The 1,508-nt window shown below is 69.0% G+C and carries 2 protein-coding genes and 1 pseudogene; all 3 read left to right on the forward strand.

Annotated features, from left to right (window positions below; all coding sequences use genetic code 11):
• Positions 1-177 (forward strand): annotated as a pseudogene (locus AB4Y84_RS21470) (VOC family protein); the annotation flags it as partial.
• A gap of 32 nt (positions 178-209) precedes the next feature.
• Positions 210-980 (forward strand): tRNA pseudouridine(38-40) synthase TruA, encoded by a 771-nt coding sequence (gene truA, locus AB4Y84_RS21475; protein WP_312112473.1) that lies wholly within the window; start codon positions 210-212, stop codon positions 978-980.
• Positions 977-1,508, forward strand: a 532-nt coding sequence (locus AB4Y84_RS21480; RefSeq protein WP_442250907.1) for a phosphoribosylanthranilate isomerase, incomplete at its 3' end; no start/stop codon positions are given. The genes truA and AB4Y84_RS21480, both read left to right, overlap by 4 nt.

Raw genomic sequence — 1,508 nt, forward strand, 5'->3', positions numbered from 1 at the left:
GGCGCGCCACTGCTGGTGCTGTATGCCGACCAGCTGGCACCGATGGAAGCGGCGGTGCGCAGGGCCGGTGGCCAGATCGTGCGAACCGTGTTTTCTTTCCCCGGCGGCAGCCGTTTCCAGTTCGTCGAGCCCGGTGGCAACGAACTGGCGGTCTGGTCCGAGCGCGACCCGGCCTGAGTGCCGCCCCACCCGCAACATCGAGGTAGCACATGCGTTACGCGCTCGGCGTCGAGTACGACGGCAGCGATTTCAGGGGATGGCAGAACCTGGGCGAGGGCGGACCCAGTGTCCAGGCCAGCCTGGAGCAGGCCCTGTCATCGGTGGCCGACACCCCGCTGCAGGTGGTCTGCGCCGGCCGCACCGATGCCGGCGTGCACGGGCAGTGCCAGGTCGTGCACTTCGACACCGACGTGGTGCGTGATCCGCGCGCCTGGATGCTCGGCACCACCACCCGCCTGCCGCGTTCGATCGCGGTGCGCTGGTGCGTGCCGGTGGCGGATGACTTCCATGCCCGTTTCTCCGCCCGCGCACGACGTTATCGCTACCGTCTGCTCAATCGCGAAGTGCGCCCGGCGCTGGGCCGGCAGACCCTGAGCTGGGAGCGGCGATCGCTCGATGCCGAGCGCATGCACCAGGCCGGGCAGGCCCTGCTGGGCGAGAACGATTTCAGCGCCTTCCGCTCGGTCCAGTGCCAGGCCCTGCATGCCCGGCGAGAGCTGCAGTCGCTGCAGGTCAGCCGCCACGACGACGTCATCGAGGTGGCGGTGCGCGGCAATGCATTCCTTCATCACATGGTCCGCAATATCGTCGGTTCGTTGATACTGGTCGGCAGTGGCGAGCAGCCGGTGGAGTGGATCGCCGAACTGCTGGCCGGGCGCGACCGCACCGTGGCCGGTCCCACCGCTCCTCCGCAGGGACTGGTGTTCCTGGGGCCGCTGTACCCCGACAACTGGCATCTGCCCGCCGAGGTAACGCTATGAGCCGCTCCTACTACCGTACCCGCATCAAGTTCTGTGGCATGACCCGTGCCGGCGACGTGCGCCTGGCCGGCGAGCTGGGCGTGGATGCGGTGGGCTTCATCTTCGCCCGCGAGAGCAGCCGCCGGGTCGCGCCGGCCGAAGCGCGCGCGATGCGCCAGGCGATCGCACCGATGGTCGACGTGGTGGCGCTGTTCCGCAACAACAGCAGGGAAGAAGTGCGCGAGGTGCTGCGCACCGTGCGGCCGACCCTGCTGCAGTTCCATGGCGAGGAAGACGAGAGCTTCTGCCGCAGCTTCAACATGCCTTACCTGAAGGCGATCGCCATGGGCGGGCGCGAGGAGATCAATGCGCGCACCCTGCAGCTGCGCTACCCCAGCGCCGCCGGCTTCCTGTTCGACAGCCATRCACCTGGCGGCGGCGGCGGTACCGGCGTGGCCTTCGACTGGTCGCGTATCCCCACCGGCCTGCACCGGCCGTTCCTGTTGGCCGGAGGCCTGACGCCGGAGAACGTGCATGACGCCGTGCTGG

The organism is Stenotrophomonas sp. 2YAF22 (assembly GCF_052114665.1).
Taxonomy (GTDB): Bacteria; Pseudomonadota; Gammaproteobacteria; order Xanthomonadales; family Xanthomonadaceae; genus Stenotrophomonas; species Stenotrophomonas indicatrix.